General features: G+C 61.0%; 11 protein-coding genes. 6 read left to right on the forward strand and 5 right to left on the reverse strand.

Annotated elements, in window-relative coordinates; genetic code table 11:
* The first annotated feature begins 173 nt into the window (after nucleotides 1–173).
* From Spa11_RS09265 to Spa11_RS09285, 5 genes are all read left to right on the forward strand, one after another.
* The gene (locus Spa11_RS09265) at nucleotides 174–1,076 is read left to right on the forward strand and encodes an aspartyl/asparaginyl beta-hydroxylase domain-containing protein (RefSeq protein ID WP_145111175.1); all 903 of its coding nucleotides are present in this window, start codon (nucleotides 174–176) and stop codon (nucleotides 1,074–1,076) included.
* Between the two features lie 1,074 nt (nucleotides 1,077–2,150).
* A complete protein-coding gene (locus tag Spa11_RS09270; protein WP_197529860.1) occupies nucleotides 2,151–3,626 on the forward strand; it encodes a DUF3375 domain-containing protein in 1,476 nt (491 codons plus the stop codon).
* A 64-nt stretch (nucleotides 3,627–3,690) separates the two neighbouring features.
* Complete coding sequence (locus Spa11_RS09275) at nucleotides 3,691–4,329, forward strand: DUF4194 domain-containing protein (protein WP_145111188.1); 639 nt, start codon at nucleotides 3,691–3,693, stop codon at nucleotides 4,327–4,329.
* Entirely contained in the window at nucleotides 4,326–7,721 is a 3,396-nt protein-coding gene (locus tag Spa11_RS09280; RefSeq protein WP_145111194.1) for an ATP-binding protein, read from the forward strand. The genes Spa11_RS09275 and Spa11_RS09280 overlap by 4 nt, the downstream gene beginning before the upstream one ends.
* Before the next feature lie 6 nt (nucleotides 7,722–7,727).
* Entirely contained in the window at nucleotides 7,728–8,930 is a 1,203-nt protein-coding gene (locus Spa11_RS09285; RefSeq protein WP_145111197.1) for a Wadjet anti-phage system protein JetD domain-containing protein, read from the forward strand.
* A 321-nt stretch (nucleotides 8,931–9,251) separates the two neighbouring features.
* Here the strand turns inward: Spa11_RS09285 and Spa11_RS09290 are convergent, their stop codons facing one another.
* Nucleotides 9,252–10,319, reverse strand: a complete 1,068-nt coding sequence (locus tag Spa11_RS09290; RefSeq protein ID WP_145111200.1) for an integrase core domain-containing protein — start codon at nucleotides 10,317–10,319, stop codon at nucleotides 9,252–9,254.
* Between the two features lie 1,331 nt (nucleotides 10,320–11,650).
* On the opposite strand from Spa11_RS09290, the gene Spa11_RS09295 reads away from it, so the two are divergent.
* Nucleotides 11,651–12,346: a hypothetical protein gene (locus Spa11_RS09295; RefSeq protein ID WP_145111203.1), complete on the forward strand. Its 696-nt coding sequence runs from the start codon at nucleotides 11,651–11,653 to the stop codon at nucleotides 12,344–12,346.
* Between the two features lie 190 nt (nucleotides 12,347–12,536).
* On the opposite strand, the gene Spa11_RS09300 is transcribed toward Spa11_RS09295, so the two are convergent.
* From Spa11_RS09300 to Spa11_RS09315, 4 genes are all read right to left on the reverse strand, one after another.
* On the reverse strand, nucleotides 12,537–12,839 hold the full coding sequence (locus Spa11_RS09300) for a hypothetical protein (RefSeq protein WP_145111206.1): 303 nt from the start codon (nucleotides 12,837–12,839) through the stop codon (nucleotides 12,537–12,539).
* A 377-nt stretch (nucleotides 12,840–13,216) separates the two neighbouring features.
* A complete protein-coding gene (locus tag Spa11_RS09305) occupies nucleotides 13,217–13,963 on the reverse strand; it encodes a M48 family metallopeptidase (RefSeq protein ID WP_145111209.1) in 747 nt (248 codons plus the stop codon).
* A complete protein-coding gene (locus tag Spa11_RS09310; protein ID WP_145111212.1) occupies nucleotides 13,960–16,947 on the reverse strand; it encodes a type I restriction endonuclease subunit R in 2,988 nt (995 codons plus the stop codon). The genes Spa11_RS09305 and Spa11_RS09310 overlap by 4 nt, the downstream gene beginning before the upstream one ends.
* Nucleotides 16,948–16,950: 3 nt before the next feature.
* Entirely contained in the window at nucleotides 16,951–18,465 is a 1,515-nt protein-coding gene (locus tag Spa11_RS09315; protein WP_145111214.1) for a nucleotidyltransferase, read from the reverse strand.
* Between the last annotated feature and the right edge of the window lie 10 nt (nucleotides 18,466–18,475).

Consider the following 18,475-nt stretch of genomic DNA (forward strand, 5'->3'; position numbering starts at 1 on the left):
CATCGGGCAGGTCCCTGAGGCAAAGCGTCATGGTGTTGCTACTGCTGTAGTCTCATTTGTAGGGAAAGCATCTCTGGCGGAGCCTCATTGTCGCGTGCGATCGCTTTCCTCTCCTGCACACATTCAGTCCGCACTGTTATATCTCGCCTAATACCAATTGCATCGGATATGTCATGAGCGAGGAATGCAGAGGTGCAGAATATGATACGCAAGATGAAGCTAAAGGTCGGTTAGGTGATGGCATCGACTCGCCGACTTCGATTGGCAGTGCGATAAATTGCTGGACGCTATTTCGTAAAGTTGGCAAGCGGGCCTGCATCCCGATCCTGGCGCTTGTGTTTGTTCCCATTCCCTTCGCCTGTCTGGTTGTGTTTGGTGTCCTGGACCTCTGTCGGAACCGAAATCTGTCGCGGGGCGTAGTCAATCGGTATTTTTTTGGCAACGGATTGCTTACCTGGACGTTGTCGCCTCTCAACGTTGCATTAGATTTACTTTGTCTTCCCTATCGCAACCCAGGTATTTTTACATTTGAACAACTCCCAAAGGCGTATCGCGAGGAAATCGACTACATTATCGAACATGCATTGCGTGAGGGGCTTGCCGCGCGAGTGTCTGATCTAGTCGGGGAGCAGCAGCGAGGCATGCTTATGTACAGATGGTACGGCCGTAACTATCCTACGTCACTCCAGTTACCAGCGTATTGCAGGCGGTTTCGGTTTGTTCAGACTATCGGGGTGTCGGTCTTCAACGGCCGACAATCGACAAGCTTGCATTTCGGACCATTGAGGGCAACCGTCCGAGTGTTGTATAATATTGGGGATGTCAGTGCTCGCAACGCTTATATTGACGTGGGTCCCACACGGCACTATTGGGCCGACGGTAGGTTGTTCATCTTTGATGACACACTCCAGCACCGCTCTGTGAACGAGGGCGAAGAGTTGCGTTTATGCTTGTTCATGGATGTCCTTCGTCCATCGATGGCGCCGTTCGTGCTGAGAGTTGCAGTGTGGTGCGTGCGAGTGACCGTCTCGCCGGTACGAAGGATCTTCTATAAGAACTGGGAGTTCTTGAAATAGCGAAGGCGAGAGTGTCGTCAACCGTGGTGTTCATCAGGATTGTCCGCTGATGTCCTATGCAACATTGGTGGCATCGAAGAACGACCGATGAGCAAAGGCTGAATGTTGCTGCAAAGCGTCACTATCAGTGGAGGCGATTGTCACGTAGTTGGGCGTGTCCTGTCAGCAGCGTAAGGCAGTGAAGAGGGGGGCTGGGATGAAGTCTCTCCTTTGGACTACGGCTTGGCAGGCCGCACCGCGTCTGTAGCGTTTAAGAACGCTGCCGAGCCACTCACCGGAGACGATTTCTCCCCGCTACTCGGAGGATTGGCGACCTCGGGCGAGACGGCTAGCGTTGGTCTGTTGTCACTCTGCTGACGCGGCGGCGCCCAGTGGTAGTATCCCTAGTTTGAGTTCGCGAGACGGTTGTGATGCTCGATGCCGAAGGAGAAGAACTGGTTTAGGCACTCGCCACAGCTCTATCCGGTCAAGCGTTCAACGTACGCATTCTGGTTCGGTGACCGTGACACTATCGGGTCGACTTAGACGTCGGCGTCCGTAGAGGCCTGGCTGAGCCCCCTGCGGTATTTGAAGTCAAGGTCTCGAACTAGGTCGACGATCGGAAGCTCGATCCCGTGAATCTGCTATGGCATCAACTCGGTCTGTGCCATAGCCCATTCATCTTTGGGGCTTAAGTGTCGCTAGAGAAGTAGATGACCGCTACGAATTGAAGTGTTGGAGCGCTAAGATGTACGTCTACCGTTGGACACGTCTCGTGACGAGTGTCTTCGAGAAGAAGCCACAGTGCCAAAGGGTTGTCGGTGTGGATATGGATGAACTCGGCCCAGGTTTCCTTCGCTTGCGCTGACGAATACTTAGTCGCTCTTACGCGTGGGGATTGAGAAGCTGATGGCACACTTGACCTTCCCCACTCAATCCACTGCCGCATGAGTGAATCGGGTGGTTGGATGCTACTCTGCCTACCAGCCGTGACGGAGTGGCCCGCCAAGGCCTCCTTAGTAGTTGTTTCCGTGTTGCCTGTGAGTCAGACTGGGTGCGGTCTCTACTTTCAGCCAACTTCGCCGTCGCCTTGTCTTGAACGTCACCCGCCTAGCAGACCTCAGAGTCTTCTTCGATTCGTCTCCCGCGGTCCGGCTGCTGCGGGCTGGCAACGCGCCCTACGTCGTGGCTTTCCTCGACGAACACTTCAAGCAGGCCGGCCGTGTCGGTTCTCCGTTCTCAGAAGCGCACGCGGCTCTGGCCGACTTCCAACGTGAGCTGCACGAGCAGGACTCGCAGCTGCTGCCAGGCGTGGCACGTGACTATTTAACCGACTGGTGCTCGCCCGAGACGCACTGGCTCGAACGGCGGATGGAGGCCGGTAGTGGCGAATGGGTCCTGCAGCTGTCGCCGCACGCCGAACAGGTGCTGCTGTTTCTGCAGCGGAGTCGCGACCGGGAGCTTGGATTCGTCGCCACCGAGTCGCGGTTGCGGATGATCCTCGACGCCCTCTGCGACCTGGCGGCGGACGCCTCCCAATCGCCGGAGGAACGCCTGGCTCATCTCCAAGAACAGCGGCAACGCCTCGAGGAGAAGATTTCCCAGGTCGAGGAAAATGGGGACCTGCCCACCCTTGGGCCAAGGCAGGTCCGCGAGCGTCTCGCCTCGGCGGTGGGGTTGATCAGGGAGTTGCTTAGCGACTTCCGGTCGGTGGAGGAGTCGTTCCGAGAGATCACCCGCGGCGTGCAGCAACGCGAGGCGGGCCGGCGCCTTTCGCGGGGTGGGATCCTAGAGTTCGTCCTTGACTCCGAGGACGAGCTCCGTGAGCAAGACCAGGGCAAGAGTTTTTACGAGTTCTACCGGTTGCTCGTGCTGAGTCCGGCCGAGCAGGACCGATTGCGGAACGCGGTCGAGAAGCTCGCCGCCCTGGAAGACCTCGCCTCGATGCCCGATGCGCTCGAGACAGTCCGCCGGCTGGAGGACCAACTCATCGCAGAAGCGGAGCAGGTGATGGCCACCAACCGTCGACTCTCATCGACGCTGCGTCGGGTGCTCGATACGCGGGCGCGGGAGGAGCGACGACGCGTAGCGGAGCTGCTTACTGAACTCCGTGGACTAGGCGTGCGGCTCGCGAGCGAGCCTCCCACGCAGGCCGAGGGGCTATTGAGTTCGGCCTCCGTCGCCGCCATCGACTCGCCCTTTCGTCGCCCGTTTTGGTCAGCGCCGCAGTGTTTCGACCGCATCACGTTGACGCCGGCTGAGATCGACGAAGCGTCGCGGCGAGACGCCATCGAGCAGCTAGCTGCGCTGGAGCGGATCGATTGGCGCGGCATGCGCGAGCACCTCCGCCGGGTCGTCAGCGACCTCGGCTACGCGACGCTCGCCGACGTGGTGGAGCGCAGGCCGGTCGAGGCAGGGGTCGTCGAGCTGCTCGGTTACCTACGCCTCGCTAAGGAAGAGGGGCACACGATCGACACCAGCCAGACGCAAGAGATCGCCGTTCGAGGTCGCGGCGTGGAATCGGAGAAGGTCGTCGTCAGCGTCCCACTCGTCACGTTCCAGTCGTCGTAGCGATCCGTCGTTCCGCAACCAGTCGGTCGCCGCTAGCCGCCACTCCACCGCCGCCTCTAAGACCATGACAGAAGAATTGCCGCCCTTCCGCGAGTGGAGCATCGCAGCGGTGCGGCTCCTGAAGGGGGCCGTCGAGTTCGACGACCCTGCTACTTGGCAGCTAGTCCTCGGCGCCCGCTCGACGCTTCAGGAGTACTTCGCCCGAATCGGGCTGCGGCTAGTGGTTGACGAGACCGACGGCGTGGCGTATCTGCGACAGCTTGAGGAGGACGAGCTAGCCGAGGGTTACGAGCGGCTGCCGAAGCTGATGCACGCGGCGCCTCTTAGCTATGGGGCGACACTTCTGTGCGTGCTGTTACGCGACTCTCTGCGGCGGTACGAGGAAGAGGACCTGAGGAACGAGCGGTGCGTGATCACCGACGAGGAACTGCACGAGGAGTGGGTGGCGTTTTTCCCGCCGGCGAGCGACGAAAAGAAACAACGGCGGTACTACGACCGCGCCGTGAAGGCGATCCGTGACGCGGGGTTCGTCAAACCGCTGGAGGCCGACGGAATGGACGGGCCGAGCTGGCTGGTCAGCCGGGCGCTGCGCCAGCGGCTGCGGGCAGAGGAACTCGAGACGCTGCGGGATCGGCTCTCCGAATTCGCCGAGGTCCAGGACGAGGCGTCGCAGTCGACAGGGTCTGGCGAGGAGCGGGCATGAACGGTTACCTCCCGCTCGAACGCTCGCCTCGACCCGGCTACCGCCTACAAAGGGTGGAGTTGTTCAACTGGGGCTCTTTCGACAGCACCGGGGGCGAGGTGCATGAGCTGCGGCCAGAGGGACGCTCGGCGTTGATGGTGGGCAAGAACGGTCATGGCAAGTCGACCGTGGTGGACGCCCTGCTGACGCTACTCGTCCGTCCGGGCGTACGCAATTACAACGTCGCCGCCGGCGCCAAAAAGCGTGAGCGTGACGAACGTTCGTACGTCACCGGCGCGTATGACTTGCAGAGCCGCGAAGGGGAGTCGGCCGAGACGCGGCGGCTGCGCCCGGGAGCGGGTGGCTTTTCAATTCTATTGGCGACGTTCGCGAACGAGGACGTCGCCGAGGCGTTTACCGTCGCCCAGGTCCTCTACTTGAAGGCCGACCAGAGCGCCGAGCGGGTCTACTGCTTCGCCGAGGGCGAGCGGTCGGTCCGCGCAGATTTCGCCGACCTTCCGGCGACCGACCGTCTGGTCGCCGAATTGAAACGACGGGGGATGCAGGCGACGCGCTCGCACCCCGAGTACGAAAAGTGGCTCGCGGCAAAAACCCGCTGGCGGCCGAAGGCGATGGACGTCTTCAACCAGACCGTTGCGGTGCGGGACATCGAAAACCTCAACGACTTCATTCGTAAGCACATGCTCGACGGCAGGTCGTGGAACGACCGGGTGGAGCGGCTGCTTGCTCACACCGCCCAGCTGAGCGAGGCGCACCAGACACTGGTTCGCGCACGCCGCCAGAGCGAGTTGCTGGGCCCGGTCGTCGAGGCGGCGAAGAAGCACCAAAAACTCTCGGACAAGTTGGCGGCGGCCGACGCGCGTTTGGCGGCTGCCGACGTGTTCTTCCGGCGTCAGACGTTAGAGCTGGTAGGCCCCCGTGTTGAGGAGCTAAGCCGGGAGATTGAAGGGCTGGACAGCCGAAAGGACCAGCTGGGTCGCCGCCGTCGCGAGCTCGAAGAGCAATGCCGGAAGCTCCGCAACGAGATCGACCGAGCGGGCGGGGAGCGGCTCCGCGAACTGCCCGGCCTTGTCGCTATCCAGGAAGAACTCGCCCGCGTGAAGCGGACCGCGAATGAACGGTACGCGGCGTCGCTTAGGCGCGCTGGGGTCGAAGGCCGGGCGACGGACTCGGAGACGTTCATTGCGTTACGTGAGCGGCTGTCACGTCTCGCGACGGAGACTCGCCGTGAGGTCGCTGTGGCCGAAGGGCGCCAAGCCGACCTGTTGGTCGAGCGCGCCCGTGTCCATGAGGGGTTGGATCGAGATCGCGGAGAACTCGAGTCGCTCCGCAAGCGGAAAGGTAACATGCCCCGCAGGCTCGTCGAGCTGCGCGAGCGGATGTGCCGCAACCTGCGTATTGCAACAAGCGAACTGCCGTTCGTGGCGGAGCTGATCGCCGTTTCGCCGGAGCACCGCGACTGGGAGGCCTCGATCGAAAAAGCCCTCCGCGGCTTCGCCCACAGCATGCTAGCGCCTGGCGACCACTACGCCCTCGTCAGCCGATACGTGGAAGCGACGCGACTGGAGGACGGCGTCGGGGCGGGACAGCGCCTGACGTACCTGCGAGTTCCGTTATTCACACACGTCCCGCCGGCGGGTCGAGGCCGGAGCGACTCGCTCGTGACCAAGCTCCGGTTCCGCGAGGGTCGGCCGTTGTCTGAATGGGTTCGGGCTGAACTAGCCGAACGCCACGACTACCGCTGCTGTGAGACGGTGGAGGAGTTTCAAGAGACGCGCGGGCCGGCAATGACGCGGCAGAGACATCTGAAGTCGGGCGGGGGGAGGCACGAGAAGGACGACCGTAGCGAGGCGGTCGACCCGAGGCGGTTTGTCCTGGGCTGGGACAACAAGGAGAAGATTGACAGGCTTACGCAAGCGGTCGCCGAGGCAGAGCGACGCCTCGCCACGGTGGATGCACAGCTACACGAGGTGGACGAAGGACTTAGAGTATCGCGCGGGCGGCTCGCGGCGGCGGACATGGCGCTCGACGTGAAGGCGTTCGACGAGGTCGATTGCTTCTTACACGAGCGGCAGGCCGAGACGCTGCGGCGTGAGAAGAGACAACTCGAAGAAGCGGATGACACCGTCTCTCAGCTCAAGCGTTCGCTCTCCGCGGTCGAACAGGCCGTAGTGGCAGTTGAGGCCCAACGAGACGCCTGCACGTCCCGCCGGGCGCTCGCCGAAAAAGAACGCGACGACGCTGTGTCGCTCGTCGAAATAGCCCGGTCTGCTCTTGAGCAACAGAGCAATGAGGCGACGCGTGAGGAGGTGCTCGACGCCATCGCCGCCGAGCTGGTAGACCCGCCACTGACGGCGGACAACCTCTTTGTGCGGGAGCAGAGTTATCTCAAGCGTCTACGCCACGGCCGAGCGGACCTTGAGGGGCGTGCTCGTCCCGCTGGGGAACGCCTCGTTCGTGTGATGGGCGACTACTTGAGTGAGTTCCCAGAGGAGAAGGCGGACCTGAGCTGTAGCGTGGAGTACCGGGACGAGTTCCTCGCGCGGCGCCAGCGCATCGAAGAAGAAGACCTGCCACGCCATGAGCGCCGGTTCAAGGAGCGGCTCAACGAGAAGGTGACGCAGGACATCGGTCTGCTGCGGAGCGAGTTCGAAAACGAGAGGCGAGGGATCAAAGGGCGCGTCGAGGAGCTCAACCGCTCGCTCGGCAAGCTGCCGTACCGAGAGGGCACGCACATGCGTCTCGAGGCGTCCGACACGCAGAACGCCGAAATCGCACAGTTCCGGGCCGAGCTGCGGGGATGCCTCGACGACGCGCTGGACGACAGCTTCGAGGCGGCCGAGGCTCGCTTCCTGCGTATCCGTAAGCTGCTGGACCGCCTCCGCGACGAGACGGCGTGGCGGGATAGGGTGACCGATGTCCGCAAATGGATGTCATTCGCCGCCCGCGAGCTGGACGACGCCACCGGCGAAGAACGGGCCTACTACGAGGGCAGCTCCGGCAAGTCGGGCGGCGAAAAGGCGAAGTTGGCGTTTACGGTGCTGGCGGCGGCGATTTCTTACCAGTTCGACATCGAGCCAGATCGCCCCGTGAGCGACCGGTTTCATTTTTTGGTTGTCGACGAGATGTTCAAGAACGTCGACGATCAGAACGCCGAATACGCCCTGAACCTGTTCGAGGAGTTCGGACTACAGCTGCTGATTGCGGCGCCGCTGGACGCAAAGGCCCGCGTCACCGAGCCATACGTCGGGTGCTACCTGCTGGTGAGCAAGGACGAGGCGACGGAAAAATCGGAGGTCTTCCACGTCACCGCCCGAGAACTCCAGGACGTGGTCCTTGCACAGAAGGGCGGCAACGGTTCATGGGCAGCTAGGCCACCCGCGCCGAAGTGACGGGCGATGATCTCACCCGAAGAAATACTCCGCAAGGCAAGCCGCAAGTATCCGGACGTGCTGCGGGACTATGTGGACTGTGGCGACGCCCCTTCATTGCTATTCCCCCTTAGGATGCCCTGCGACCTGAGGCTGTCGGAAGATCTGGCGACACAGATCGCCGAGGTCGACCGATTGCGAAGCGGCGCAAAGGAGCGGCGCGGCTTCGGCTACTCCGTTGGCTGGCGTCGCGTCAACTCTCCAATGCGTGGCAAAAACCACATTCCTGCTCGTGTAGAGTTCGAGACTCGCAGCGACCTGCTCCGCTTGATCGGCAAGCAACGAGAATTCGCCCGGTTCGCCACCGGGGTCGATTCGCTCCGCTTGAAGTTGCCCGAGGTCTTGCCTTGGGTGCGCCATCGCGCGCAGACCTATCTGAAGGTGTGCGAAGAGACTGCGGGGCTTATCGAAGTCGTGAGCTACCTACGCGAACACCCTCGCCCGGATCGATTCGCACGCGAGTTGCCCCTATCCGTTGACACGAAGTTCATTGAACGCAACCAGCCGACGCTCCGTCGGTGGCTGGACCTCTGCTTACCTCCCGAAGCGGTGGACGAGACAGAAGAGGACTTCGCGTTGCGTTTTGGGCTCCGCCGCAAAGGGACGCTTGTGCTGGTGCGGATGCTGGATGACGCCTTGGTGGCGGAGGCAGGTCTGCCGTGCCGCGAGCTTGCGCTACCGCTCTCGGCAGTAGAGTCGCTGCAGGTCCGGCCTCGCTGCGTGGTGATTGTCGAAAACGAAGTAAGCCTGTTGACGCTGCCGCCGTGCCCTGGCGTGATGGCGCTGGGAGGTTTGGGACACGCCGTCACGATCCTCAAGGCCGTCCGATGGCTGAACGATGTGTCGCTTATCTACTGGGGCGACATCGACCCGCCTGGCTTCGTGATGCTGTCGAATCTCCGCCGCTCGTTTCCGCACGTAAGGAGCTTGTTGATGGACGCTTCAACCCTCGATGAGTGGGGGCAAGCCCTGTCCGAGCCGAAGCCTTTTGCAGCAAACTCGATCATCTCTAACCTATACCAGGAAGAACTCGCTACACACGACCGCTGCGTGGCGGAAGCGTTTTGGATTGAACAGGAACGTTTCCCATCGCCGGAGGTCGCCCGCGCCGTGGCGGCAATGGTGGAAGAGATTGGCGAGCCTCGTGGTTCGCAGGGAGGTTGTCAGTAGATGTCGGCGCCGCGTCGCAGGAGATCGCGACGAGAGCGGAGTCGAGTCGATGCGTCGTTCTACGGGGCGCTACGCCGCCTTGCGTTCATAATGCTTGAGTACGCCTCCGAGCCACGCACGGCAGACGACCTCATCCCCGTCGTTTGGCGTCCTATTCAACAAGGTTGTCCGGTGAAGAACTTCCACAGATGGAAGGTTGAAGCGCCCGTCACTGCGCTCGCGTTCCCAGGTCGGGTTATCACGAATCACTGCCGTACTGCCAACGGGGCAGGGCTGGAGAATCAGTGACAGGTCCAAGCCGAGCGATTGTCCCGCTTCGCATCAGGCCGCTATGCGTTCGTAGTGCTTGAGCACGCCGCCAAGCCACTCGCGGCAGACGACCTCTTCGCCACTCTCTGGTGGGTCATCAACTTCAGGCCAGACCCCGGTCGGCGGCTTGTTCTCCAGGCGTTGGTGTGGGCGACATGCGTGATAGTAGTCCAAGTAGGAAGCAACCAAGTGGTCGAGATGGCCGAGACCGAAGGCGATGAACCGGTTGAGGCACTCCCCGCGGATCGAGCCGATCCAACGCTCGACGAACGCGTTCTGGTTAGGCGCCCGCGGCGCCGTCGGCTCAACCGAGACGCCCGCCTCGGCGAAGATCTGGTCGAAGCGGTTTGAATACTTGAAGTCGAGGTCGCGGACCAAGTACCGAACGGGCAACTCCTTTGACCGGGCTTGCTGCAGCATCGACTCGGCCTGAGTGGTGACCCACGCGTCGTCCGGCTTGAATGTCGCCGGCGAGCAGATCACCTGCCGCGAGTTGACGTGCAGGAACGCCAGCACATAGGCCTGCCGGAGGCCGGTGCTCGTCATCACCATCTTGCTAAAAAAATCACATTGCCAGAGTGACTCGGCGTGGATTTTGATGAAGTCGTCCCAGGTCCCCGGGCCCCGCTTCGGGCCCGGGTGGATGCCCTCTTCTTTGAGGATCGTTCGCACCGTCGTACGGCCAACGCAGCGGATCCGCAGCTTCCGTAGCTCGCCGACGATCCGGCCGTAGCCCCACTGATTCTCGCGGGCGAGCCGGACGACGATCTGCCGGATCGTCTCGGAGGTTCCTTTGCGGCCCATTTTTTTCGCGGGCGGCTTCCCCTGGCTTCTCCGCTCTAGCCAGCGGCGGTAGGTTCGCGGGTGAACAATCGATACCAGCTTCAGTACGTCCGAACCGATGCCGTCCCCCAGCTCCAGCAGCCGCTGCCGCTCGTCGTCCTTGAGGAAGATCCGGCTCTGCGGGACGCGGGCCCGCGTCATCTCCAGTTCTGCCTTCAGGAAGAGGATTTGCCGACGGAGCTGTTCTTCACTGGAGCGGGCGAAGAGGAAGAACAGCGGCGAAAACCACGGCGGCATCGGTGCGGCTTCTTTGCAGGATTATGGGCGATCTTGGAGTGACAAACTTTCCGCACCCCTGAGTTGCCCCGATTCTCGGAATCTGGCTGCCCGAATCAACCAGATCGTGAAGCGAGAAGGGCCCGCATCGCTCCCACTTTCCCGACTACACCGTTGGCTCCCGAAGAGTGCTCATGGATGCGTATGGGTGATCATGGATGATCATGGTTGTCGTTTGCCAACGGTGTAGTAAGATCGCGGCAAAGGCTTGTTTTTAAGCGGTTTCAGCAAGATTCAGGGATGGCTGGTCTGTCGCCTCATAACCTCGAGGTCGTCGTTTGGCGACAAACGGGACCGGAGTCTGACCGCTCCGGGGACCGGGTTAAACGCCCGGCCATGAAAAGCTCAACTACGAACGGCGCAACCGAACAGGTATGGGAGCGCTTGCCAGTAAGATTTTGAGGAGACGGAGCCGAATCGCGAATCTCCGTAAGGGGCTCGGTACCCCGAGCTTCTAGTTTCGTAGGGGGAAATCCGACCATTTGGGTTGGGAAAGTAGGACTGGCCGGAAGGCTTCACCTACCCTTACGGATCGGGCCGTGACACGCCCTAGCAACGTGACCTCAAAGTCGAAGATCGACGCTAACGCAGGAACCACTGCGGCCTCCGGGCTTTGGCAAGCTCGGCGCCTCGTTGGGTCAACGAGGTAGAAGTAGCACGGTTGTCGTGCCAAACGCCGTAGTGGGGGAGAGTGGCCTGAGTAGAAGGAGCGCGGAAGCGCTCGCGGTGTTCTGGGCGAAGGTTCAGACACGATTCTCCGCAGAGAATTGTGCGCGGCAAGGCAGTCGCGACCCGTCGACATTGACCTGGGAGTGATGTTCCAGCGAGTCGTAACGAAAGGGCTGAGGGGTAAACAGATCGCCTCGTGCGAACGAAGACCCCGTCAAGAGACGTGCGACCGGCGTGCTGTTGTGGCATGTCGGTCAACCTGGCTGGCAGTAAGCGGCTAGAGGTGGCTGCTCGGAAGAGCAGCTTCCTCTGGCGGCGGTCTGACGACGGACGCTACCCGTGCGTCTTGCGCAAGGGGAAGCGTCCGGCGAAGGTTCTGGGGTGCGGGCACTATGGATTGGGCGTGGTCACTGAGGAAACTAGTGACTGCAAACACCCCGAGGGCCCGCACCGGAGGGGATGCTCACGACGCGCTCAGTAGCAACGGCCTTTGTCTGGTCTTGCTGCTGGCAGTCGTGGCGTCCGCTCTACTGCCAGCAAGGATTTCCGCAAGGAACGGCATTTGTGGGGTTCGCCGAAAACTAACCCCACACCATTTTGAACCGAAGTACCAGCGGAGGCCCATGCAGTATCGGTGCGTCGCAACATCACCCGAGGGACTCGTCCAGCAAGTAGCCGTAAGCTACCTGCGGCACGGGTACTGGTTCTACGTCTCCGGTCGAATCAAGTCAGGCAAGCAGCCTGAATCGATCGACCGGAAGCTGATTGACAAGTACGGAATCGCGATCAGCGAGCGCGAGCGCACGCGGCGCAAGCGACGTGGCGTCGCCAATATGCAGTACATCCGCTTCGGTAGCTGGTTTCTCCTCCTGGCGACCGAGGGTCATCACCCATTCAAGCAACAAGAGCGAAACCAGATCCGCGACTGCCGCAGGGTTCCTATTCGCTTTGAAGGGTACTCGATCAGCTACCGCCGTAGTGGCGTAACGCCAGCCGGCGGCGGGCAACCTAAGTGGCACGCCTCGGTGCGGATCGACAACGACACCTATCGCGACCTGAAAGCATTCTTTCTGGAGCGGGCGTGTCATCGGAGCGTCGAGAACTTAAGAATCGATTTCGCCCGAGTGCCGTATGCACGGTATGCGCCGGTCCGGCGGCAGTTATTGATGTTGCTTCGGTTAGTGAACCATGCGCGGGCACGGACCGGATTCGTTGCGGTACCCCACACGGCATTACGACTGCGTCGGCAGATCGTCACGCCGTTTGAGACAGCGCAGGTGCAATCCTCCAGAGGTCCAAACATCAAGGAGGTCGCCTGATGCCGGCGGCGATGTTTCTGTTCTACTTCTTGGTGGTCGGCATTGTGGCAGCGGCTCATCCAGAGCAGGTAGCATGGTTCGTTACGTTGCTGTTGGCTGTCAGGTGGAAAAAGTGAAACTGCACGCCACTGCCGATCTCCCTAGGCGCGAGGAATCATCAGCACACGGCCCCGACGTGCAGTCGCTTTGGCTAAAGCGTCTTGTAGGCCCTCTGCGGTAGCAGACAGTCCGGAGAGGCATTCGGCTCCGGATCGGCAAAGTCCACCTCCCAGCCCCCTTCGGCCTCCCACTTCCAATACGAGCGGTCCGCCTTTCCGCCAATGTCCAAGGCTTCGTCTTCCGAGGCGGCTTCCACATAAATGGCATAGTGGACCGTCGATGAAGCCACGACGCGATAGATCGCCTTCGTGGGCATCGTGCTTTGCTGCTCGGCGGGAGTCGTTCTGTTCGACTGCTGCTCATGATTTACGGTATTTGTTGGTTTGGCTTTCATGATTGTGTCCTCCTTGAAGTATTGTCTTATTGTACGTGAAGCCGTTCGTTCGACTTCACCTGATGAATAAGCACGCGCGGTCAAGGGGGAGCCTTCGCGCTCGCGCGAAGCAGCAGGCCGTCCCGGACAGGGGAAAACGGCGGCCGGCCCTTGAACTGCGTGATAGAATCAGGGAATCGGGGAGAGAATTTAGTGCTTGGCGTACTCGCTACCGCGTTAGGGATTCGCAGGGTGCGCAGCAGTCCGCCGTGGCGGACCGGAGCGGTAGCGTAGTCCGGAGCAGCCCGACCCGCAGGGGAACGCCCTGATTTTCGTCGTAAGAGAACCGGCGTGGCGAGACAAAGTCGCGAAGGTCTGCGGCGTCGCCGCTCGACGACCTAGATCGTCAGACTTGGGCCGATTGCTTCCAATCGCAAACAACGGGATACGTGGTCGGGCATCGCGATCGCCAATAAACGCCAGAAGTCTCTGCCGTGCGAGGGGTGCCTCAAGTGGCAAAGTTCGTGGGCGACGACGTACTCGAAGAGCGGCTTGGGCGCCATCACGATTCGCCAATTGAATCGCAACCGTCCGTCGGCCGACGCGCTGCCCCAACGCGACTTCATTTCTCGCACCTGGACCGAGACGGGAGTGACGCCGATCTGCTTGGCGTGCTTCTCGATGCAAGAATCGAGACGCGCCGTGCATCGCTCACGATACCAGGCTTCCAGCGCCTTGCGAACGACGCCGGCGCGTTCTGATTTGCCAAGGCTCGAATTGACCTGCGCCAGAAACTTCCCTTGGTAGCAGAGAACGGAGACGGGGTCTGCCGTGGGGGTAACCGTCACTTTCAACTGGTACTGCTTGCCGAGGTAAAGCAGTGTCTCGCCGCTCTGGAACTGCCGGCTGGCGTTTCGCTGGCAAGCACTGTTCCGCTCGCGTTGTTGGACTATCCACGCCGACTTGCCTCGCACCTTCTCAGCGATGCGAGTGCGACGCGTCCCCTTCGGTGCGGCAACAACCACGGACTGGTCCGGCCGGACTGTGATGCCGATCGTCTTCCTGCGATTGGTTCGCTCGATGGCGTACTCAATCCGCGTCGTTCCGTACTGCACCCCATCCCGATCCGTCGGTTTTTGGCTCATCCCAGTCTCACCCTCGCGAGGTCCATGATGGCGGTCGTGGCGGTTTCAATTTGTTTCTCCGGGTAGTCCGCGAGTCGTAGTTGTCGTTTTACCTTGCGCCGCATCTCACGTTGCACGTCTTCTTTCTGGAACCAATCGAGCACCGCTTCTTGCTTGAGCGAATCGAAGACCGCTTCGGCCAATTCGGCTAGCTTTTCACTAGCGGTCTCGTCACCACTGCCCGCGTTCGCTTGGAGCAAGCCGAAGAATGGCGCCACCGCTTCGGAGATGCCTAACACGGCCGCGTCGTCAGGCCGGCCGCTTTTCAAATCGTCTCGCACCCGCATCAGAAGCGAAAACTCCTCAGCGTCGTCGATGCGTTGGTCGCGCCGCTCTTGGATAATCCGCTCTAGTCGTTCCTTGACCGACTCATAAAACACCGGGTCTTCGTGCAGCTTGACCGTGATCGTACGGTTGATGGCGTGTTCCATCCGGCTCGCCTTCGCACGCGGGTCCTTGAGCTTCTCGACCTCCTCAGAAAATCGTTCCGACATGATCGACACCGGCGCAACGAGCTGTCGGACCTCGTCGCCTTTCACGTGCCTATCGATCAAGGCTCGAACCTTAGCGCTGCAATCGGGAAGATCGGTGTCCTCTGTCTCGTAGAAGGCTCGTGCCTCACGGCGAACTTTACGCAACCAGGCGAAGTCAGGCAGGTACTTCAGCGCGCGCGGATCGGGCAGTAATTGCTCCAGCGCCTTGAAGAACGAGCGGTAGCGGGCCTGGAAAATGGCTCGAGTATCCTCCTTCTCCAATGCCAGTACCCACGGCTCGACACCCGAGCGGTCGAGCCCCTCAATGAACATGGCGAAGACATCGGCGTGACGCTGCTTGAGCGCCTGGCTGGCCGCCTCGTCGTCGCGGCGTTGCAGCACGTCATCGACCGCCACGTCTTGCGAAAAGACTTCAAGGGCTTTATCCAGGAAGCCCGAGACGCCCCAGTAATCGACGATCAGCCCCCACTGCTTGTCGCGCTCCGGCAAAGGTCGGTTGACCCGGGCGATAGCTTGAAGCAGGTTGTGGTCCGTAAGCCGCCGGTCGAGGTACAAAGCCCGCTCGATCGGGGCATCGAAGCCGGTGAGGTACTTGTTGTGGACCACCAGGATCGCCAGTCTATCGACCGGCTCCTCCTTGAATTGGCGGACGACCTCGGGCTCGTCATCGAACGGCTTTTTCAAAGTCCAAAGTTCGCTGTCTTTTGAGCCGGGATCGGAGATCAACAGCGCCACGCGGTCCGGGAAGTGCTTCGACAGCTCTTGGTAGTACAGGCCGGCGGCCTTCTGCGAGCACACCGCTACCTGCGCTTTGAAGCCGTCAGGTTCGAAGTTTGCCTTGTAGTGCTCGGCGATGTCGGCGGCGACCATCTCGACGCGGTCGAGCGACTCGGCGATACGTCGCTCGGTGACCTCGGTCGCTTTGAGCTTCTCGCGCTGTTCTTTTGTCAGGTCCGCGAACTCGGACTCGAACAGCGGGTCGATCCGCCGCCCCCAGACCGCCAGCTCCGGCAGCCGGCTCTCGTAGAGGATGGGCACGGTTGCGCCGTCGGCGACCGACTGCGGCATCGTGTACTTGTGGATGTAGTTGCCAAACGTCGCCTGCGTCTTATCGATCGGCGTGCCGGTGAAAGCCAGCCGGCAAGCGCCTGGCAATGCCCGTTGCAGATGAGCGGCGAACTGGCCGTACTCGCTTCGGTGCGCCTCGTCGATCAGCACGAACACGTTCTGGGCGTCCGACAGCACCGGATGCTTGCTGCCGCGTGACAGATCGACCTCGTCTCGGAACTTCTGGACGGTGGTCATCACCGTCTGACCCGGCGGGCCGCTGAGCAGTTTCCGTAGCGCCCGTACTCGCGACGCCCGGACCGGGTTCTCGAAGCCGCAGTTCTGGAAGGTCTGCGTGATCTGGCGGTCTAGGTCGGTCCGGTCGGTCACGACCAGCAACGTGGGATTGTTGAGCGACTTCTGACGGCGCAGCTTCAGCCCCAGCCACATCATCGTCAGACTCTTGCCGCTCCCCTGGGTGTGCCAAATGACGCCACCGCGGTCTTTTAGCTCTAGCGGGCTGGTGGGGTCGATGATCTGCCCAACCGCTTTGTTAACGGCCACAAACTGCTGATAGCGGGCCAGCTTCTTAACGAGCTTCCCGCCGTCGCGGTCGTACGCCACGAAATTGCGCGTCAGGTCCAACAGATTCCGCTTCGACAGCATACCAGCAACAAGGACGTCTTGCTTCGTCGGCGTACGTCCTAGTCGCTGCTGCCAATCGTGTTCATCACCTGGATAGAACGTCTTCCACTCGGCGTAGCGATTGAGCATCGTGCCGATCGCTCCGTACTGGGCGCCATACTTCCGCATCGCGATGCAGAGCTGCACCGTGTGGAACAGCCGCACCACTCCCTTGTCGGGGTCTTGATACGCGAGCAGGTCGCTGACCCCTTTGGCGATGCCGTGGTCGTCGTCGGGCCGCTTGCACTCGATCGAGGCCAGCGGGATGCCGTTGACGTAGACCACCAGGTCGAGCCGCCGCGTGTACCGCGGTCCCTTTACCGATAGCTCTTCGACGACCAGGAAGTCGTTATTCTCGGGTTGGTCGTAGTCGACGTAGTAGACGCTCCGCCCGACCGGCTTGCCGCGAACGATCTCTTCGACCGTCACCCACCTGCTCAGCAGCCGATGACAGGTTTCGCTGGCGTCGATCAGGTTCGCAGCTAGCGGCTGCCGCAGTGCGGCGACCGCTTGGCGGACGCCGTCGTCGGTCAGCCCCGGATTGATGTCGCGTAGCTTGCGCTCCAGTCGGCCCAGCAGCAGCACCTCGGTCTCGCTCTCCCGCTCGGCGGCGAAGACTGGGCTGCGACCATCGGCGTACTCGTAGCCGAGGTGGTCGCGCAGCAGTTCCCAGGCGGGTTGCTGGACTTCGGAGTGTTCGGGGCCGCGACTGCTTGCCATCACTTACGCCTCAACTCGAACATACTTACGCCCAGTGCGTGCGACACAGTAGCCGCCTTTTACAAGAAAGGCTTCGACCCAGTGGGCGCCAGCATATGCCGTGTGCTCCCATCGGACCCGATCGACAACATGGTCAGCCGGAATGATTTCTCCACGAAGCTCGCCGACGCGTTCCGCTTCGAGGCCCGTATTTACAACTTGCCAATGCAAGTCGAACGGGGCCGGAGCGTTCGTGGTCAGCTCGAAACGCAGATGAACGCCTTTGGGGACTTCGCGTTCAGTCAGGTCGTGCATTCGAGCACTGTTCTTGGAGCGATGCACCGTGGCCGATAGCGACGCGTGATATCGCCGGTCCATAGTCCAAGGTGGAAGAGTGCAATGGCGAGTGCTAATCTCGGAGACCGCAGTGGGCGCTCTGGCAGAGGCTGATGCGCCGGGATGCGATATACCGGCAGACCTCGCTGCGTTCGCCACTGCCCGCTTGCCGAAGGACTCACCGAGTATCTCAAGCAAGTCGTCGGCGTTCCCCGATTCTAGCGCGGCTGTCAGATCTTCCTCTACTTTTCGCAGCCAAGCACGACACTTGACCTCTCGCTCTGGGTGATCAGCCCACTTATCGGCAAAATTCTCATCGTCATTGGTAGGATTCGGCACCCAAGCAACCCGTTTGACTCCCTCCATCCGATATTCGATGTGCTGACCCATCCCTCGGACAATCGCCAGGAGTGATTCAATGAGGTCGCCTTGGTTGTTGTACGACTTTGCCGCTAGCGTAGTGATGATTACGGAAATCGGCTTGTCGTCGTAGTCGGTAGCGAAGTGGACGTCACGGTGACGCTTGAGGATCTGAATCGACCGCTGAAGCGGTGTCTTGACCTTGTACTCGGGCACATCTTCGGCCGACGCTTTGAGCATGCCTTGTGCAAGCGCGATCCGCCTCTCGCGGAACCGAACTGCCATCCGGCTCTTGAACCACTCGGCATAGCCGATTGGGTTGCTGTGTTGCCAATCATGAAGTTTGCGATCGGAAATCAAGATTCTCGATTCGGCGTAATCCCTGAATCTTTGACGCCCGTCGTCATCCGGGATTGCAGGCAAGACGTCCATGTGAAAGCCATCGTCATAATCTAGGGTCCAGCAGCGACGCCCTTCTTTGAGCGTCGGAACATCGACGTGTGACTTCTCGCAGTCGGCGACGTAGAGCCGTAGGTGCTTCTGAAGGTCGTCTTTCAGTTCTTGCTGAGAGATACCCGTCTTACGCAGGTCGCGTTCGTAGACCAAGTCGATGTCGTAGCCGGATTCCCTTGAGCAGGGCCTTACAACAGTTCCAAGACGAAACGACCCCTGCGGGTAAATTGTCGGCTCACGACGTCCGTCGGATTCGTCCTGTTCCTCCAGCCAGTGGCCGATGTGCTCGTACTTCTCGACGGCCTCTTGATGGACGGCATCGGGGATGTCCAAGGAAGCAGCGACGGCCTCAAGCAACTCGGCGAGCTGGCGTTGTTGAGTGGTAATCATTGGAACCTCC

This window comes from Botrimarina mediterranea (genome assembly GCF_007753265.1).
Lineage (GTDB): Bacteria > Planctomycetota > Planctomycetia > Pirellulales > Lacipirellulaceae > Botrimarina > Botrimarina mediterranea.

Coding starts and splice junctions, on each gene's coding strand:
- Spa11_RS09295 (WP_145111203.1), top strand. CDS start 11,651: ATGCAGTATCGGTGCGTCGCAACATCACCCGAGGGACTCGTCCAGCAA.
- Spa11_RS09310 (WP_145111212.1), bottom strand. CDS start 16,947: ATGGCAAGCAGTCGCGGCCCCGAACACTCCGAAGTCCAGCAACCCGCC.
- Spa11_RS09285 (WP_145111197.1), top strand. CDS start 7,728: ATGATCTCACCCGAAGAAATACTCCGCAAGGCAAGCCGCAAGTATCCG.
- Spa11_RS09265 (WP_145111175.1), top strand. CDS start 174: ATGAGCGAGGAATGCAGAGGTGCAGAATATGATACGCAAGATGAAGCT.
- Spa11_RS09315 (WP_145111214.1), bottom strand. CDS start 18,465: ATGATTACCACTCAACAACGCCAGCTCGCCGAGTTGCTTGAGGCCGTC.
- Spa11_RS09290 (WP_145111200.1), bottom strand. CDS start 10,319: ATGCCGCCGTGGTTTTCGCCGCTGTTCTTCCTCTTCGCCCGCTCCAGT.
- Spa11_RS09275 (WP_145111188.1), top strand. CDS start 3,691: ATGACAGAAGAATTGCCGCCCTTCCGCGAGTGGAGCATCGCAGCGGTG.
- Spa11_RS09305 (WP_145111209.1), bottom strand. CDS start 13,963: ATGAGCCAAAAACCGACGGATCGGGATGGGGTGCAGTACGGAACGACG.
- Spa11_RS09300 (WP_145111206.1), bottom strand. CDS start 12,839: ATGAAAGCCAAACCAACAAATACCGTAAATCATGAGCAGCAGTCGAAC.
- Spa11_RS09280 (WP_145111194.1), top strand. CDS start 4,326: ATGAACGGTTACCTCCCGCTCGAACGCTCGCCTCGACCCGGCTACCGC.